The sequence below is a fragment of the Streptomyces sp. NPDC050504 genome (assembly GCF_044458065.1).
Lineage (GTDB): Bacteria > Actinomycetota > Actinomycetes > Streptomycetales > Streptomycetaceae > Streptomyces.
The window spans coordinates 40322-55284 of the sequence record NZ_JBITHO010000017.1; the positions used below are offsets into that span (position 1 = coordinate 40322).

General features: G+C 71.5%; 17 protein-coding genes and 1 pseudogene. 7 read left to right on the forward strand and 11 right to left on the reverse strand.

Annotated elements, in window-relative coordinates; genetic code table 11:
• Nucleotides 1-275: 275 nt before the first annotated feature.
• Nucleotides 276-875, reverse strand: a complete 600-nt coding sequence (locus ACIBNE_RS39380; RefSeq protein WP_399280595.1) for a hypothetical protein — start codon at nucleotides 873-875, stop codon at nucleotides 276-278.
• A 322-nt stretch (nucleotides 876-1197) separates the two neighbouring features.
• Here ACIBNE_RS39380 and aac(6') point away from each other — a divergent pair, with 322 nt between their 5' ends.
• Nucleotides 1198-1671, forward strand: a complete 474-nt coding sequence (gene aac(6') / locus ACIBNE_RS39385) for an aminoglycoside 6'-N-acetyltransferase (RefSeq protein WP_399280597.1) — start codon at nucleotides 1198-1200, stop codon at nucleotides 1669-1671.
• An 85-nt stretch (nucleotides 1672-1756) separates the two neighbouring features.
• Here the strand turns inward: aac(6') and ACIBNE_RS39390 are convergent, their stop codons facing one another.
• The 6 genes from ACIBNE_RS39390 to ACIBNE_RS39415 form a co-directional block, all read right to left on the reverse strand.
• Nucleotides 1757-2935 carry a methyltransferase type 11 gene (locus ACIBNE_RS39390; protein ID WP_399280599.1) on the reverse strand — a complete coding sequence of 393 codons (1179 nt, stop codon included), beginning with the start codon at nucleotides 2933-2935 and terminating at the stop codon, nucleotides 1757-1759.
• Between the two features lie 204 nt (nucleotides 2936-3139).
• Nucleotides 3140-4141 (reverse strand): radical SAM protein, encoded by a 1002-nt coding sequence (locus tag ACIBNE_RS39395; protein ID WP_399280601.1) that lies wholly within the window; start codon nucleotides 4139-4141, stop codon nucleotides 3140-3142.
• 276 nt (nucleotides 4142-4417) lie between these two features.
• Complete coding sequence (locus ACIBNE_RS39400) at nucleotides 4418-5227, reverse strand: DUF4239 domain-containing protein (protein WP_399280603.1); 810 nt, start codon at nucleotides 5225-5227, stop codon at nucleotides 4418-4420.
• Nucleotides 5228-5485: 258 nt separating this feature from the next.
• Nucleotides 5486-5731 (reverse strand): hypothetical protein, encoded by a 246-nt coding sequence (locus ACIBNE_RS39405; RefSeq protein ID WP_399280605.1) that lies wholly within the window; start codon nucleotides 5729-5731, stop codon nucleotides 5486-5488.
• 18 nt (nucleotides 5732-5749) lie between these two features.
• Nucleotides 5750-6034, reverse strand: a complete 285-nt coding sequence (locus ACIBNE_RS39410; RefSeq protein WP_399280607.1) for a hypothetical protein — start codon at nucleotides 6032-6034, stop codon at nucleotides 5750-5752.
• Between the two features lie 271 nt (nucleotides 6035-6305).
• Entirely contained in the window at nucleotides 6306-7463 is a 1158-nt protein-coding gene (locus tag ACIBNE_RS39415) for a hypothetical protein (RefSeq protein ID WP_399280610.1), read from the reverse strand.
• A 222-nt stretch (nucleotides 7464-7685) separates the two neighbouring features.
• Here ACIBNE_RS39415 and ACIBNE_RS39420 point away from each other — a divergent pair, with 222 nt between their 5' ends.
• The 3 genes from ACIBNE_RS39420 (at nucleotide 7686) to ACIBNE_RS39430 (ending at nucleotide 9029) form a co-directional block, all read left to right on the forward strand.
• Nucleotides 7686-7985 carry a hypothetical protein gene (locus tag ACIBNE_RS39420; protein ID WP_399280612.1) on the forward strand — a complete coding sequence of 100 codons (300 nt, stop codon included), beginning with the start codon at nucleotides 7686-7688 and terminating at the stop codon, nucleotides 7983-7985.
• Nucleotides 7982-8347: a hypothetical protein gene (locus ACIBNE_RS39425; protein WP_399280614.1), complete on the forward strand. Its 366-nt coding sequence runs from the start codon at nucleotides 7982-7984 to the stop codon at nucleotides 8345-8347. Before ACIBNE_RS39420 ends, ACIBNE_RS39425 begins: the two co-directional genes overlap by 4 nt.
• Before the next feature lie 148 nt (nucleotides 8348-8495).
• Nucleotides 8496-9029, forward strand: a complete 534-nt coding sequence (locus ACIBNE_RS39430) for an SMI1/KNR4 family protein (RefSeq protein ID WP_399280616.1) — start codon at nucleotides 8496-8498, stop codon at nucleotides 9027-9029.
• A gap of 674 nt (nucleotides 9030-9703) precedes the next feature.
• On the opposite strand, the pseudogene ACIBNE_RS39435 reads toward ACIBNE_RS39430, so the two are convergent.
• Nucleotides 9704-9865, reverse strand: a pseudogene (locus ACIBNE_RS39435) (glycosyltransferase family 2 protein); the annotation flags it as partial.
• On the opposite strand from ACIBNE_RS39435, the gene ACIBNE_RS39440 reads away from it, so the two are divergent.
• From ACIBNE_RS39440 to ACIBNE_RS39450, 3 genes are all read left to right on the forward strand, one after another.
• Nucleotides 9800-9967 (forward strand): hypothetical protein, encoded by a 168-nt coding sequence (locus tag ACIBNE_RS39440; protein ID WP_399280717.1) that lies wholly within the window; start codon nucleotides 9800-9802, stop codon nucleotides 9965-9967. The pseudogene ACIBNE_RS39435 and the gene ACIBNE_RS39440 sit on opposite strands and share 66 nt — an antisense overlap.
• 88 nt (nucleotides 9968-10055) lie before the next feature.
• The gene (locus tag ACIBNE_RS39445) at nucleotides 10056-11036 is read left to right on the forward strand and encodes a MerR family transcriptional regulator (RefSeq protein ID WP_399280618.1); all 981 of its coding nucleotides are present in this window, start codon (nucleotides 10056-10058) and stop codon (nucleotides 11034-11036) included.
• Between the two features lie 176 nt (nucleotides 11037-11212).
• Nucleotides 11213-11731 (forward strand): hypothetical protein, encoded by a 519-nt coding sequence (locus tag ACIBNE_RS39450; protein ID WP_399280620.1) that lies wholly within the window; start codon nucleotides 11213-11215, stop codon nucleotides 11729-11731.
• 99 nt (nucleotides 11732-11830) lie between these two features.
• Here ACIBNE_RS39450 and ACIBNE_RS39455 read toward each other — a convergent pair whose 3' ends face one another.
• The 3 genes from ACIBNE_RS39455 to ACIBNE_RS39465 all read right to left on the reverse strand — a co-directional run bounded on the left by ACIBNE_RS39455 (nucleotide 11831) and on the right by ACIBNE_RS39465 (nucleotide 14880).
• A complete protein-coding gene (locus ACIBNE_RS39455; RefSeq protein ID WP_399280622.1) occupies nucleotides 11831-13249 on the reverse strand; it encodes a hypothetical protein in 1419 nt (472 codons plus the stop codon).
• Nucleotides 13250-13456: 207 nt separating this feature from the next.
• A complete protein-coding gene (locus ACIBNE_RS39460; RefSeq protein ID WP_399280624.1) occupies nucleotides 13457-14053 on the reverse strand; it encodes a dihydrofolate reductase family protein in 597 nt (198 codons plus the stop codon).
• A gap of 116 nt (nucleotides 14054-14169) precedes the next feature.
• Complete coding sequence (locus ACIBNE_RS39465) at nucleotides 14170-14880, reverse strand: hypothetical protein (RefSeq protein WP_399280626.1); 711 nt, start codon at nucleotides 14878-14880, stop codon at nucleotides 14170-14172.
• Nucleotides 14881-14963 lie beyond the last annotated feature (83 nt).

The following is a 14963-nucleotide window of genomic DNA, read 5'->3' on the forward strand; positions in this document are numbered from 1 at the left end:
CGCTCCTGGCTCGGTGGTGCGTTCATCAGCGTTCATCAGCGTTCATCGGCGTTCATCAGCGTTCATCGAGGGAAGACCCTGCGGCTCCGGCCGGTTCACCGGCCGGAGGCCCCGGCCGCCGGTCCCGTTCGGCCGCCGGTGCGGGGCGCGTACGCCCGCGGCGGGCGGTCCGACGCTCGTACTCCACGCGCCGCTTACGGCGTGGTCGGCCGCCGCCGTGAGCGGAAGCCTCCGCCCGGTGGGCCCTCAGCTCCTTCGAGGGGCCGACGGGACCCTCAGCCCGTCACGCGGCGGCGCTTCGCGTACGCGACGGCGAGCACGCCCAGCAGCGGGCCCCACAGGAGCAGCGGCGTGTAGCAGATGTAGTACCAGAACGACTCCAGCCCGCCGGCCGCGCCCGGGAAGTCCGCGGGCTGCGCATCGCCCCGGATCGTGACGTCCAAGAAGTCGGTGACGATTGCCGTGGTCCACATGACCGTCAGGATCACCGCGCCGGTCACCGCCGGAACGACCGCCGCCGCCGTCGGCACCCGGCGCCCGGCGAGGAACGGGACCCAACGCGGGAACACCTCGCCCCAGCGGGCGATCAGCCCGAACGCCGTGAACGCGACGGCCTCGGACAGGACCGACAGCAGGACGGGGTACATCCGCCCGACAGGCCCCGCCTCGCTGTCGAACACGATGGGCAGCCGCCAGAGGCAGGACGGCAGGACGGCGAGCTGCACGGCGTAGGCCATGCGCCGCGTCGCCGGGGACACCCCGGCGACGGGGGCGTGAGCCGCCCGCCACGCCGCGCGGAACCGCCCGGATCGGGTACGGGCCGCGCGCTCAGGCCGGGTACGGGCGGAGCCGTCGACGTCCAGGAGCTGCGGCATGGAAGGTCCCCCGATCCCGTGGGGCCTACGGCGGGCCCGTTCGCCGTCCAAGATCGCAGCGGGGAGGGTCATCGGGCATCCACCGGCAGGCCGGACCGCCTCCCCCACGCGGCGGAGGAAGCGGTGCCACGCGCTGGGACCGCAGGCCCTCGCCGGGTCGGCCTTGCCGGTCGCCGTACCGCTGGGTGGATCAGCGCCATTGGGTGGATGGGCCGCGTGGATCGGCTCGTGACGTGGCGGGAGTCCGCACGGGCTGAAGGTGGGCTGTGGATGGGCTGAGGAAGGGCTGAAGGGTGCCTCATCGCTCAGGGAGAATGCGGGCATGGAACTGCGTGGGGACAAGGTCGTGCTGCGGCCGGTGACCGATGGCGACACCGAGATCCTCGAAAAGGTCGTACGAGAACCGGAAGTCGCGGCGTGGTGGTCGCCCCCGGACGACTACGAGGACATGCTGGCCGTCGTTTTCGAGGGCGAGGTCATCGGCGCCGTACAGTTCGACGAAGAGACCGATCCCGAGTTCCGCCGTGCGGGAATCGACATCTTCCTGACGGCGAGGCGCCACGGGAAGGGACTCGGTACCGACACGGTGCGCACACTGGCCAGGTGGCTGGTCCACGAACGCGGCCATCACCGGCTGACCATCGATCCCGCCGCGGCCAACACCGCGGCGATCCGCTGCTACAGCAAGGTCGGGTTCAAACCCGTGGGGATCATGCGAGCGTACGGACGCGACCACCGGACGGGCGCCTGGCAGGACGGGCTGCTGATGGACCTGCTCGCGGAGGAACTGTCCTGACGCGGACGGCACTCGGGTGCCGCGCGACCTTCACGGCCGGGGCTGTCGCGGACAGGAACACAAGAGAGCAGCGTGGTCCCGCCGTTCACCGGGCGCCGATGGTCGCCGACCAGCCGCTGCGCGAGAGGTGGCAGGTACCGTCCGGGTCGATGCGCACCGCGGCGCCCGCGACGGGCAGGTCGCCGTCGATGACGAGCCAGGTGCGGATGCGGTCCAGCTCGTCCCACAGGCGGCGGGGGCCGCTCTGGTGGACGGTGGGCAGTTCCCGGGCGCCGGTTGCCGTGGCGCGGGCCCAGGAGCCGTCCGGGTGCAGCATGTAGGCGGTGCGGGTGCCGTCCGGGGACGTTTCCATGCGGTGCTCGATGCCGGGAACGGTGAGTTCGAGCGTGGAGCGTACGTCCCAGGTGCCGCTCACCCTCATCACCGGATAGCGGCCCGTGGTGACGCTCTCGCCCTCGGTCTTCCGCGCGGTGTCCCACAGGTCGGCGCTGTCGGGGGCGAGGGGGTAGTCGTCGCCGTGACGGGTGCTCATGAACCCGGCGGGCTCGGGGGCGACCCTGCCCGCGGCGCCGCCGTCGGGGGTCTTGTCCGCGACGATCAGCAGACCGGTTCCGGACAGTGTGGTCACCATGCGGCCGCCGGGGGTGAGCGAGGTGAGCCAGGAGGAAGGGACGGCAGGTACCGAGACGGTGGAGACGATACGGTCGTAGCCGCCGGGCAGCTCGCCCGTCACGTCACAGACCTCCAGGCGCGGCCGGTGCCCCGTCGCGGCCAGGCGGTCCTGTGCCGCCTGGACCAGGTAGGGGTCCACGTCGACGCTCGTGACCAGCCCGTCGCCCAGTCGCCGGCACGCCAGGGCGGTCCCGTAGCCGCTGCCGCAGGTCACCAGGAGGCGGGAGTCGTCGGCGAGGAAGGCGTGCTGGTACATCGTCACGACCAGTTTGGGCAGCGTGGCCGACGAGGTGGGCCGGGTCTCCGGCACCACGGCGCCGGGAGCGGCGTGGTCGGCGTGGTGGGGGCCGACGCGGGTGATCACGCTGAGGCTGTTGTCGTAGGCGCTGCTCAGCCACGCGTCGGGGTCGGCGGCCCCGTCGCGCAGCTCGTAGGCCCACGTCCCGTCCTGCTCCCTGGTCGTCCACCATCGGGGGACGAACAGGTGCCGGGGTGTGGTGGCCAGGGGGCGGTGCCAGCGGGACTCGGGGCGTACGGTCGCGTCGGCCATCCTGGCGGCACGGTCGTTCCAGTCCGCTGGCGTCCGGTCCATGGGCGGGGCCCCCTTCGGGGAAGCGTGGGCGCGTCGGCCGTTCGGGAATTGCGTGGGAACGCCGGTCGTTCGGGGCAGGGTGGGCGCGTCGGCCTTTCGGGGAAAGGTGGGCGCCTCGGTCGTTCGGGGAAGCGTGGGCACGTCGGCCGTTCAAGGGAGCGTGGGCGTCTCGGTCGTTCGGGGACGGGTGAGCGCCTTGGTCGTTCAAGGGAGCGTGGGCGCGTCGGTCGCGGGCGAGCCCGTCGCCGCGGGGGCGTAGCCCATCGGGTTGCAGGGCTCGCTCTTGCCCGGGTCGCAGGAGTCGGAGTCGGCGGGCTGGCAGTCAGGGGCGCAGGCCGTCGGGTCCGTCTTCCGCGGGACGCTCGCGCTCGCCTCGGCCCACCGGGCGCTGGACAGCACCGCGTTCAGGCTCGTGTCCAGGACGCTGCCCGCGGTCAGGAACCGCCCGATCTCGCACACCGCCACATCGCCGCTCGGCAGGACCGTGGCCCTCTGGTCCCCGCAGCGCCCGCACAGCGCGGAGGTGGACGGCAGCGCGGTGCGGGCGGCGGTGCGGGCTGCGTTGCCGACGGCCCGTACCTTTCCGACGTGCACGTCGCGTACGCCGAGGGACAGCAACTCCGCGCGGGCCCGTTCGACGCGTTCGCGGTCGCGGTCGCCGTCGCCACCGCCGCCGTCGCCACCGCCGCCGTCGTGGTCACCGCCGTCGCGGTCACCGCCGTCGAGGACGGCGACGTTCAGCGGGATGCCGCGCCTGACGGCCTCGACGATGTTGGCGCGCGTGGCCTCGTGTGAGCCTTCCCGACCGGTGACTTCGTCGTGTTCGGCCGGGACGCTGCTGTGATAGGTCGTCGCCAGCCGGACGCCTGGGTGCTCGAAGAGCCGCCAGTGCTCTTCGCGGACGCGGAAGAAGTTGCTGTAGACCCGGACCCGGAGGCCGACGTCCACCGCGTGCCGGGCGATCGGGACGAAGCCGGGGTGGAGGGTCGGTTCGCCTCCGATGAGCTGGATCTCCTCGGTGCCGAGCGTGACGGCCTGGTCGATGGTCCGCAACCAGTCGTCCTCGGTCATGCCGCCGTGGTCCCGCGCAGGACCGGACGCGGCGTAACAGAGGGACGGACAGGTGAGCTGGCAGCGGCCGGTGATCTCCAGGGACAGGAACCGCAGCGGCCTGGGCGCGGTGGGGGCCTCCGCGGCGATCGTCATCAGTCGATCGTAGGCCGCGGGTCGTCAACCTGTCTGCTGTTGCGGCCACTTCGGCGGGCGAGAGCGAGTCGCGCCCCGGGGCTGCGCGGGTCGGGAGACGGTTCCCGTCCAGTACCGCCAGTACCGCGACATCGCCGCCGGGCCTGAGTCCTCCGGAGGGACCGCCCGGCCGGGCCGGTGGGGACGGCAAAGGACGGCACGCCCTCCCCGGATGCTGCTCCGGCTCGGTCCTGAAGGCCCCTTGCCGACAAGCGGGTGCGCCTGCCCGGCCCGTCGTCATGGTGGGGTGGGCCCGCTCCGCGGCCAGAACTGGGACAGGGCCCCTTCCTTGTACGGCTCCGGGCTCACGGTGAGTTCGCCCGCGAAGGGCCGGTCCAGTACCAGGACGAGGAGCAGGCTGAAGCCGATCAGTCCGGCGACGCTCGCCACGAAGAGCAACTGGATCTTCAGGTTGCGCAGCCCGTAGAGGAAGGTCAGCAGGATGATGACCAGCGCACCGCCGTAGACCAGCACCTTGAGCAGTATCGGCAGCTCGTTCGTGGCGATGTCGATCCGCTCCCGCCGCATGGCGGCCGTGTCGCTGAGCCGGGTGACGGCCTCTCCGTAGAAGGCCTGGTCGCGCGGCGTGGACGGGTTGTAGGCCTGGAGAGCGTCGTACATCTCCTCGACCTGCTCGGCGGTGACGGCGAAGCTCGGACGGCCCTCGCGCATCCTCGGCCACTGGACCTCGACCACGGCGTGTACGTATTCGCTCACGGCCTTGTCGATCCGCTCCCGTTCCGCGGGCGGGAGGTTCCGGGTGTCCCGGACGACCAGGGCGATGTCGGTGGCTTCCTGCGAGACCACGGTCTGGGCGTGGTCCAGTTGCGTCCACAGGGTGACGACCACGAAGGCGAGGATGATTCCGTAGATCGCGCCGAACACGCCCAGCACGACGCCGACCATCTCGTTGTGCTCGCCCTCGGCCAGGCGGGGGAACCGGCGGCGGGCGAGCACGCTGCCCGCGACAGCCACGAACACGATCGCCCCGACCATGAGCACGGTCAGCGTGAACGTGCTCGTGTTGTTGAGCAGCCACAGCCCCACAGACGGCCTCCTGGTCCTGAGTCACCGAACGCTGGTGGTCAGGGCCGACGGCAGCCCCGCGTCGCGTTCTTCGCGGCCCTTGCAGGAGAGCCGCGAAGAACATAACGGGGGATCGGTGAGGCCTTCGCGGAGCCCACGGCGTCTTACGCCTTCTCGTTCGGGCGAACTCTGCGGGCACCGGGACGACGTCTGGTGCACCAGGATCTGGTCCTGGACCCGGACCAGGACCACGTGGACGCCAGCCACCGCTGCGCGGAATCAGTGCGGGGTGTGCTGGATCATGTAGATCCGTACGGTACGGGCCTTGTCGTTCACGGCGAGGACCGCGGTGACGAGGGGCCGGATCAACTGCCGGTTGATGCCGTCGTCGACGCCGAACGGCTCGGTCTCCAGGTACGGCTCGTAGACGGCGTCGGCGAGAGCGGCCGTCAGCTGCTGGCCGGCGTCATCGGGCAGGCTGTCCCAGACAGCCTGGAGGGTCTCGTCGCACAGGAGCCGGTACACGGCATCCAGCCTGTCAGGTCAGGCCGCACCCCGTCCGCGGATTCGGGCAGCTTCTCGGAGGACGCGGTCGGTGACGTCGATCCAGTTGCCGGGCGGCTCGTCCCCGCGGGCTTCGGCGGCGGCGATCTCACTTCCGCGTTCGACCGCGGCGAGGATCTGTTCGGCGCGGCCCTGCCACTTCGCGAACGTATCGAGCAGCTGGTAGGCGGGGGCCTTGTTGATCTCACCGAGGAACTTCTGGGTGAGCGCTGGACTGCCGAGGGCATCACAGATGCGCTCGATGGTCCATGGCTGGTCGCTCACGGCGTCTCCATTCACGGATGGTGATTCCATTCCGAGCGTATCGTTCAGTACGCCAGGTTGTACCTTGCTCGGCTCGAAAGCCCCGCTGTATCCGCGTGCCGAATTCATCGCGTGGGATCCGCCCTCCTCAGCGGCGGAGGTGTTCCGCCCTTACCGGGTGAGGTGTTCCGCTCGGCCCGGACGCCCGCGCGTTCACCGAGCGGTCCGTTCCGCGTCGGTCTTCCGGCAGTCTGTTCCGCGCCGCTCCGTGCCGACCGCCGTCCGGCCGGGATCAGTCCTCCGGTCCTTCCAACTCCCAGACGTGCAGGGCGTCGCGGTCCGGGGACAGCGTCGACCAGGCGTTGCCGCCCAGCGCGGTCGGCTCGCAGGAGACCGGCGCGGGGTAGTCGACCCGTACGAATCCACCTGTCCCCGTATCGACCAGCCAGTGCCGCTCCTGTCCCCACTCCTCGTCGCACTCGGTGGTCGAGACGATCAGGGTCTTCTCGTCGAGGAAGCCGCCTGCCCAGTCCCAGCAGACGTACACCTCGTCCTCGTCATAGCCCCCGTCGTCGCCCTCGGCGGGGGCAGGGGCGGGGGCGTCGGGGTGCCGGGGAATCACCGCCTCGGCGTCCCACTCCAGCCGGTCCACGGCGGCACCACGAGAACCCCGCACGGTGCGTACGGCGAGGGAGTCCTGGTCGTGGGAGACGGTCATGAGCCGGTCGCCCGAGGGGCTGAGGCCCAGCAGGCACAGGTCGTCGTCCAGGCAGTCCACGGTCAGCGCCCGCCCGTCCCACCTGCCCCAGCGCAGCGACGCCCCGTCCTGGCCCTCGCCGATGCTCAGCGCCATCTGGCGGGGATCGGTCGGGTGGGGGAAGTGGAGGCTGCCCGCTGCCCCGGCGCGGGCGTCGGTCCGGCCGAGTACGCGCCCGGTCCCGGCGTCGATGACCAGCCACTCGTCGGCCGTGTCGGGGAACAACTCGCCCTCGGGCAGCGGGCCGTGTATGTGGGCCCAGACGAGCCGGCCGTCCGCCGAGAAGCCGACGGACCCGCTCTCCGGGTACCGGTGGTCCGGCCGGTCCGCGTACTCGGCGTACGACTCGTGAATGTCCCGGCACCCGCTGTACCGGCACCCGTGGCGGACCTCCCAGCGCACCGCGCCCGACGGCTCCACGGCGCACACCGCGTGCACTCCGGCGAAGACGGCCAGGCCGGCGTCCGGTGCCACTTCCCAGGTCCCGCGGTGACGGGGCCAGGGCGCGGGGAAGCGGAGGCCCGCCCCCGGGCGTGCGACGAAGGCATCGTCCAGGGCCAGGGCGACGGCCTCCTCGTCGCTCCGCTGGACGAGGATCCTGCGGCCGGGCTGCCCTGTGATCTCCGGTGGACCGGCCTGAGCCAGGGGCAGGGGAAAGGGGACGACGGCGCGGAGTCGGGCGCGAGCGAACATACGGATCTCCCGGAGCAGTTGAACTCCGGGAAGACTACGACGCGCCTCTGACACCGGCCGCGCGACGTGTGGTGCGCCCATGGGCAGCGCCCTCGGACGCCTCTCAGACATCTGGAGGAGTCGCTCAGCCGGAGGAGTCGCTCAGCTGGAGGAGTCGCCTGCCTCGTGGAGTCGCCGTCGATTGCTAGTCGTCGATACCAGCGGCTAGCTAGGCTGGTGGGCATGGGAAAGCAGACGAACATCCGGCTGGACGAAGACATCAAGGCGGCCGCCGAAGAGCGGGCCAAGCGCCGCGGCCTGAGCCTGCAGGGGTACGTGGCCGACCTGATCGAGGCCGATGTGAACCAGTCGCGCGCCGCCTTCATGGCCGGTGCCGCGGCGTTCCTGGCCGCGTACGCGGAAGAGTTCGAGGCGGAGATCGGCGAGGACCGCTACCCCGGCCTCCCCGACAAGCCGACGAGGACCGCCGAGCCGACGAAGACCGCCAAGCCGGCGAGGACCGCGCCGAAGGACACCGCGTGAACCTCCGCATCGACCTTGCCTGGATCCTCGCGGTGGCGCAGCAGATCCCGGGAGACCCCCAGATCCTCGACTACGGCGTCCCGGTCGCGGCGGAAGCCCGCCACCGGGCACAGATCCTGGACCACGAGGTCTACCCCGAGACCCACCACAAGGCCGCGGCGCTCCTGTGCGAGCTCGCGAGGAACCCGAGCCTGGAAGCCAGGAACCTCCTGTACGCGGCCACGGTGACCGCGGCCTACCTGTCGGCCTGCGGTCAGCCGGTAGGCCCCGGCCTGGACACCGTGGTCCCGCTTGCCCGTGCCGCCCGGGACGGACTTTCCGTACGTGAAGTCGCCGCTCAGATCAGAACCTGGACGAGCTGACCGCCCCGCAGGAAGAGTCCCCTTCGAACCCGAGCCCCGGCACTGGCACCAGCCCCGGCACCAGCACCAGCACCGGCCGGATCGGTCCGGCTCCAGGGGCTCCCCCGAGCGGCGCCACCGAGATCCCGGCGGTCGCTAACCTGTTCGCGTGACGCCGACCGAAGACCGCCGTTTCCCTCCCGCGCTCGCCGCCGCCATGGCGGTCCGCCTCGCCCGTGTCGGTGAGGACGGCGTCGACTTCGAACCCTACGAGTCCTTCCTCCCCGCCGATGAGACCACCGACTGGTTCCAGGCGTGGACCGGCAACAGCGGAGTGAACGGCGACGCCTTCCGCGTGTTCGGGCAGGACGGCACCGGCGGATACGCCGCCTTCTGGCTGATCCGCCCTGACCGGCCGCTCGTCGAGCAGCCCGTCGTCTTCCTCGGTTCCGAGGGGGAGACCGGCGTCGTCGCCCGGAACCTGGGTGCCTTCCTGTGGCTCCTGTCCGACGGCTTGGGCCCGTGGGAGGCGACAGCCTCGTACGCCTCCGATCCCGGCTGGACCCCTCGCCCCGACCGTGAACTGACGGCCGTCGCGGAGCGGTACGCGGCGAACGGGCGCGTACCGGCAGCCATCGTGATCGAGCAGGCGGCACAGGAGTTCCCCGACTTCGACGACACCGTCATGAGCCTCTGCCGCTGAACCGGACCACTCGTTTCCAGGGGCACAACGACCGAGACGGGCAGGTCCGGCAGGTCGGGCAGGTTGCCTGAGACTGAGCGCCGCCGGATTTCGTGAAGCCGCTCAAGAGCCGTCACGGTCTGTGCTCGACGGCCGGGATGTGCACGGCCGGCTGTGCCGTACGGTCCCTGTCGGACAGAATGCCGGACATGAACACTTGAAGAGCACCGGCCGGACGGCAGCACTGGCGCAAGGTCGGGACCAGCTGGTCCGTTCTGGACGGCGAGCTGCGGATCTGTGCCGCATGCGGGACGCCCGTCCGCTCGTACGCGTATCGCTACCATCCGCCCGAATCCCCCATGTTCGAGCGCTGCATCGGGTTCGCCTGGTGCTCACCTTGCAGGATCTACTCAGGAAACATGGTTCACATCCCGCGGAAGCGGGTTCTGGTCGATGCCCTCGCGTCCCTTCCGCCTGAGCAACGCGAGCGGTTGACGGATTCGGAGCCGGGACTGATCGAGTTCCTGGACCGCCAACTCCGCGGTGCGTAAGGGGGGTGCGGAAGCACGAGGGTACGGGGGGCCGTCGCGCAGGGCGCGGACCTGTCGGGTCGGCTGGGGTGTCACGGCGAGGTGGCGGCGGTGCGGATGCTGGGCCTCGCCGCCGCGCGGCTGACGGCGCCCACGGTTCACGGTGCGCTCCAGCATCGGCTCGGACAGGGCGTGGCTGCCGCCCGGGAACGTGGGCACGCAGCCGCGGCGCAGAGGGGCGGCGGCGCGTAGGTGGGGTACGTGGCGGCGCTGGGTCCCGCCGTGTTCGTCGGCGACGCGGAACGAGACGACGCCGGGCTCCGGTTCGTCGCGGGAACCCTCACCGTCATCGCAGCCCCCGGCGTGACGCTCCCCGGCCGGCTCTTCTTCGACCGCTCGGCGCCGCACCCCGCCGAGGACGACATCTGACGCCCGGCGCGGCCCGGGTTGCACCTTCCGCAGCGGCATGTGGTCCGGTGGACCCACGTCCCGCCCCACCGAGGAAGGCCCCTGCCCCATGTATTCGCCCTTCGTCCCGCCGCGTCAGGTCAAGATCGGTGACGCGGCGGCCTTCGTCGGCACCACACCGCGGGCGATCCGCCACTACCACGAGATCGGCCTGCTCCCCGAGCCCGCGCGGGGCGGTGACGACCGTCGCCGCTACGGCTACGACGACATGATCCGGCTGCTGTGGATCCGCAGGATGGCCGACGCCGGGATCGCCCTGGACGACATCCGTGACGCCTTCGCCGATACGGCTTCCGCCGGTGTGGCCGGTGCTGCCGGTTCCGACGGTTCCGACCGCGACAGCGGCGGCGAGGGCGACGGCATCGGGAGCATCCTGGAACGGCTGGAGCAGACCCTCACCGCCCAGGAAGCGGAACTGCGGCGGCAGCGGACCGCCGTACAGCGCATGCGCGCCGAGGGCAGCAGGGTGGGCCTGCTCTCCGACTTCGTCACCGGCCGCTTGACGGGCCTGCCCGAGGGCTCCCTGCGCCAGGCGGACCTGGACAGTCTGCTGGTCACCGAGCGGATCTTCGGCCCGCTCGGTGCGGCCGTCCAGGCCACCCGTTTCATCGCCCTGGCCACTCACCCGGATCTGCGGGCGGAATCCGACCGCGTCGATGCCGCCGAGGAGGCGCTCGACGACACGGTCGCCGTCGACGACCCCCGCGTGGCCAGGGTGGCCGCCGAACGGCACGCCTTCGAAGAGGCGCTGCACGCCGTCATCGAGGATTCCGGCCTGGCGGAGGACGACGACGCGCTCTTCGACTCCTGGGACGCTTCGCACCCCGCTGCCACCGACGAGGGTGAAGATCAAGGTGAGGATGAGGGTGGGGACGAAGCAGGTCGAAGCTCCGGCAGAGGGGAAGGGTCCATGAGCGCGTTCGAAGCCATCGGGAAGATGCCCTACGACTTCTCTCCGGCCCGCCTGCGTTGCATGGAACTGGCCGAAGAGCTCGCCGCCCACGAGTCATCCGCCACGAAGAACCGGTAGCCCGGGTACGGGCCGCGAGACCGACGGCGTCGGCCGGATCGAGGATTCCCAGTACCGGACAGGGCGTCTTGGTCGCGGTCTGTACGTGCTTTGCGCGCGGTGGGACGTTGGAGGGCCTGCGGTGGTCGGGCCCGCCCTCGGCCCCATGCCGTTCACTCACCCGGGGAGGATCGACCGTGGCCTCCGATCACGACCTGCTGTGGCGCCGCTGCGTGCGCCTGGGCCGGATCCTGCTGCCTGTGGTGGACCAGGAGGCGTGGCGCCGCGAGCGCCGCCGCGAGCACCTGGCCGCCTGGGGCATCAGCACCGTGGAGGGCGAACGGTTGATCGAGGTGTTCGCGGCCCTGACCGCCCATGCCGTCGCGCTCGACACGTCCGCGTCCGCCGCGGAACTCGATGTCCTGCCTCTGAGCGCGGTGGCTGACGCGGCGACCGGCAAACGCGATTTCGAGTTTCTCGCCGGGCTCCCGGACACCTTCGCCGACGAGCGCGACGAACTGGCCGTCATGGTCTTCCGGCTGTACACCTACCGGAGCGGGCCGTACAGCCACCGACTTCATCGGCTGAGCACAGAAGTGAGCCATTCGCTGACCGTCCTCGCCGAGCGCTCGCGTATGCCGTCGCCCACGTGCGGGCACGTCTTCTTCTGGGCGGCCGCAGCCGGCCTGTCCAGTGACCACCGGTCGGCCCAGTGACGCAAGGATTAGCCCAGGGCCCGTCCCAAGGACCGCCGCGCGTGCGGGAACCGCGCCTCCCGCCAGGTGGGCGTTCCGCGCCCACCTGGCGGGAAGGGGTCAGAGCGACCGCCAACCGCCCACCGCAGGAGAGTCGAAGTAGCCCATGCCGAGGAACTTCGTCGTGATCAGTACGCTGCCCAGGCCCGTCGGGCGGCCGTTGACCGCGCCGGGCAGGAGCCACTGGCCGCCCCTGTGGTCGTCCTCGCCGCCCCCGCCGACGATCACGTCCGGGCGGCCGTCGGCCCGTACGTCGCCCACCGCGAGCGTGTGCCCGAAGGAGTCGTTCAGCCCGGAGTCACCGGGCACCGACGCGGTCTCCTGCGACAGCTGGTAGGCGCCCGCGCCCAGGGCGCCGCTCTTCCTGCCCGGGACGACGACGACGGCTCCGGCATTCAGCTGGCGCTTGAAGGCCTGCCCCGGCACGCCGACGACGATGTCGCCCGCGCCGTCCCGGTTGAGGTCGCCGATCGCGACGGCCGTGCCGAAGCCGTTGTCGCGCGCCGAGGCGCCCGGGACCCCGGCGGTGTCCTGGTGGACGACGGCCGGCTTCTTCGCAAGGCCGGTACGGCTCCCGTACCAGACGGTGATCTGGCCGCCCCTGTGGCCGGGCGTCCCGGCGACCGGCTCGTCGGGGTCGCCGACCACCAGGTCCTGGAAGCCGTCGCCGTTGACATCGCCGACCGCCGTGGTCGTCCCGTCCGTGGGCAGCGGATTGCGGCTGCCGCGTACGGGGTCGATGTGGACCGAACCGCCGCTCCCGCCCTCGCCCCTGTGCGACGTCAGGACGCGCTCGGCCACCTTGTCACCGTTGAAGTCGCCGTAGTCGGCGACGCCGAGACCGTCCGTGACGAACTTCAGGTACGAGGTCCTGCGGATGTCGCGCCCGTCGCGCCGGAAGGTGCCGCTGAACTCGATGGACCCGGCGTACCCGGCGACCAGCACGCGCGGTCCGCCCGCGTCGCGCACCGCGGCGACGTCCTGGCCGAGCCGGCCGGTTTCGGACGCCGGTACGGGGAGCGCGAGGGCCCCGGACAGGCCGCGCCTGCCGCCCCACAGCACGGTGACCGAACCGGCGTCCCTCACCCTGCCGACGTCCTCGGCCGGCGCGCCCACGACCAGGTCGCTGTAGCCGTCCTTGTCGAGGTCAGCGAAGGCCGTCGAACTGCCGAAGTAGTCCCAGGCCTCGGCCGCGTCCGGCACCCCGGGGGTGTTCTGCGTGAACACCGCCTTGCGCGCGGCGGACACACCGTTGCGCGAACCGTAGAGGACCGCGACCGCCCCCGCGCCCTCCTTCCCGCCGACCGTGGCGTTCGGCGCGGGCACCACCAGGTCCTGGAAACCGTCACCGTTGAAATCGGCGGGCGCGGCGATCGGCTTCGCCACCGCCGTCGACGGCACCCCCACGACCACACCCGCCACCGTCGCACAGGCAACGGCAACCGCCGCCGCCAGCCGCGCTCGTCGGAACTCTCCCACTCCAACTCCCCCACATAGCCATACCTGTATGACGTGTATTACGTGTACGAAGAACAGGCACAGCGTACGGTCCGCCGCTCACGCCCCACCCGGCCGTACCGGACAGCGGCGGGCGGGCCGCCCTTCCCCGCCCCTCCGACGCGCGGCCCGCCCTGCCCAACACGCCCCAACACGCCCCGACGCCCGCGCCGATCCGGCGCCGAGCGCTCAGCGTTTGGTCTCGTACCTGGTCAGGAGCACACCGTCGGGAAACGTCCGGGTCTCCACCAGGTTCAGGTTCACCCAGCTGTCCAGGGCGGTGAAGAACGGCGTGCCCCCGCCCACCAGGACCGGATGGGTGAGCAGTACGTACTCGTCGATCAGCCCGGCCCGCATGGCCGCCGCGGCGAGCGTGGCACCGACGATGTCCATGGGACCGCCGTCGCCACCACCACCGCCACCGTCGTCGTCGGCCTTGAGCCTGGTGATCTCGGTGACCGCGTCGCCGGTGAACAGGCGGGTGTTCCAGTCGACCGCGCCGACCGCGCCGGGCGTGGAGGAGAACACCACCTTCGGCATGTCCCGCCAGCGGCGGGCGTACTCGACCGCCGCCGGTGTGGCACCCGGCTGCTTGTCGGCGGTCGGCCAGTGGGAGCTCATCGTCTCCCACAGCCTGCGCCCGTACAGCGCCAGGTCCGTCGCGTCCACCCGGTCGGACCACCACTGGAACAGCTCGTCGCTCGGCACGCTCCAGCCGAGGTCGTCGCCGGGCGCGGCGACGTATCCGTCCAGGCTCAGGTTCATGCCAAAGGTCAGTTTCCGCATGGCGTCAGCCTCCCGTGGTTCGGTGTTCGGCGTACAGACCGGCACGGCGCGGAAAAGTCATCGGCCGGGCCGCGCTGCCGCATCGGCTGCCGGATGTACGTACCGAGGCGGGGCCCCTAACCGCCCGAGCCGTTTCCGCAGGACTCGACGGACCGCACCGGCGGCTCTCCGAGGACCCTGCCGGAACCGGCCGGCGTGTGCTCGACGGAAAGGAACTCGTCTTTGGCCAGTCGGCCCCGCTGCCGGAGCCAGTACGTGCCGTCGCGGTCCTGGAAGTCGATGCCGGCCCGGTCGAACGCCGCGTAGTCCGGCAAGTCCTTGAGGTCGAGGTCGAAGTCGTTGGCCTCCGTGACGGGGAGCCAGTACGTCCCCCTGTCCTTCTGGGGGTCCGCCTTCGTGTACCTGAGGGACTTCCCCTCGATGACCACGGACGAGCAGGGCGGCAGGGAGGGGAGGACCACCTTGAACGCCACGGGGCCCCGGCGCGTGTCCCCTTCCGTGACCACGAAGGTGATGCCCAGGTTCGCCACGGGGTCCGCGGACCGGTTCATCACCTGGAGCCGGCCCTCGCCCTTCTGGCCCCTGCCGACCCAGTACGAGACCCGGGCCGCCTGGTCCCGCTGCTTCTCCTCCGTCTGCTCCCGGGACTGCTCCAGTTGGTCCGCCGCGACCCGCGCGCTCCAGATGGTGCCCACGGCCGTCGTCACCAGCCCCCCGATGCTCGCCACGATCGTGACGACCGCGCCCAGGGTGAGCAGGGTGAGCCGCCCGGGACCCGGGCCGCCCTCCGGCCCCTCCTCGGCCCGTTCGCGGGCCCGTACCCTCATCGGTGCGGGGCGCCGCCTGGCCAGTCTCAGTCTGGTACGTCTCTGTTCTCCGCCGCTCGGCATGCGTTCCCTCCCCGGCATTC

Bases quoted from the DNA above. Each gene is read 5' to 3' on its own strand.
- ACIBNE_RS39380 (WP_399280595.1), bottom strand. From the start codon at position 875: ATGCCGCAGCTCCTGGACGTCGACGGCTCCGCCCGTACCCGGCCTGAG.
- ACIBNE_RS39390 (WP_399280599.1), bottom strand. From the start codon at position 2,935: ATGGACCGGACGCCAGCGGACTGGAACGACCGTGCCGCCAGGATGGCC.
- ACIBNE_RS39395 (WP_399280601.1), bottom strand. From the start codon at position 4,141: ATGACGATCGCCGCGGAGGCCCCCACCGCGCCCAGGCCGCTGCGGTTC.
- ACIBNE_RS39415 (WP_399280610.1), bottom strand. From the start codon at position 7,463: ATGTTCGCTCGCGCCCGACTCCGCGCCGTCGTCCCCTTTCCCCTGCCC.
- ACIBNE_RS39420 (WP_399280612.1), top strand. From the start codon at position 7,686: ATGGGAAAGCAGACGAACATCCGGCTGGACGAAGACATCAAGGCGGCC.
- ACIBNE_RS39445 (WP_399280618.1), top strand. From the start codon at position 10,056: ATGTATTCGCCCTTCGTCCCGCCGCGTCAGGTCAAGATCGGTGACGCG.
- ACIBNE_RS39460 (WP_399280624.1), bottom strand. From the start codon at position 14,053: ATGCGGAAACTGACCTTTGGCATGAACCTGAGCCTGGACGGATACGTC.
- ACIBNE_RS39465 (WP_399280626.1), bottom strand. From the start codon at position 14,880: ATGAGGGTACGGGCCCGCGAACGGGCCGAGGAGGGGCCGGAGGGCGGC.